Below are 738 nucleotides of genomic sequence, written 5' to 3'. Positions count from 1 at the left end.
AAACCTTTTTAAGAAAAATATCGAACCACAATGCAAGTTTTTGAGTTTCTTTACACATTGATAACATAACAGGGACGTACACCTTATTAATATATAAGCGGACAAGTTTGTGAGTTGATGAGCTTGTGAGTTGATGAGTTTGTGAGTTGATGAGCTTGTGAGTTGATGAGCTTGTGAGTTGATGAGCGTGAGGTCGTAGGCACACTAGCAGAAGTCGTCTTGAACTTTAATGTTTCTATAAATGGAGAGGAGTTTACCATCTCTGTATTGTACACCCCAGACAATCACCCCTCCCACATACGAAGCAGTTCACAAAGATGCGTTGTAATCTGAAATCACGCCCCATTCGCCTGTGCCAAAACGCGGCTATGCCTTAAAACGTGTTCTGGCGGAAGATATTCAATGCCTTCTCTACCATTTGAAAACCGGATCTCAATGGCAGATTACTTCCGCATTTTCATGATGCTGTCTTCGTTGGCCGTGATTAGCATGCCCCACAACCGCTCGCGCTGGCTGAAGTAAGCGAACATGCTTTCCGCGCCATTGCCATGCATGCTTATACGGCACAATCGTCTTTTGTCTAGTTTTCAGCAAGAATTTTAACATTATGAGTGCCTTTTTTGTCCACCAACCGCTCATCCTGTCGCAAAAAATCGATTCTCGCGAAGGTTTGTTTTGATGCAAAAAGGGGTTAGCCAGTGAATGCGACAAAATGAATATTAATTCCAAAAGGCCGCC

General features: G+C 43.1%; 1 protein-coding gene. It reads right to left on the bottom strand.

Annotation, left to right across the window (positions count from 1 at the left end; translation table 11 throughout):
• Positions 1-432: 432 nt before the first annotated feature.
• Positions 433-738: hypothetical protein (locus BN93_RS18885; RefSeq protein ID WP_232211225.1), on the bottom strand; the 306-nt coding region annotated here is incomplete at its 5' end.

Origin of the sequence: Prevotella conceptionensis 9403948 (assembly GCF_000312305.1) — a bacterium.
GTDB lineage: Bacteria > Bacteroidota > Bacteroidia > Bacteroidales > Bacteroidaceae > Prevotella > Prevotella conceptionensis.
This window is presented reverse-complemented; position numbering and strand designations above follow the sequence as displayed.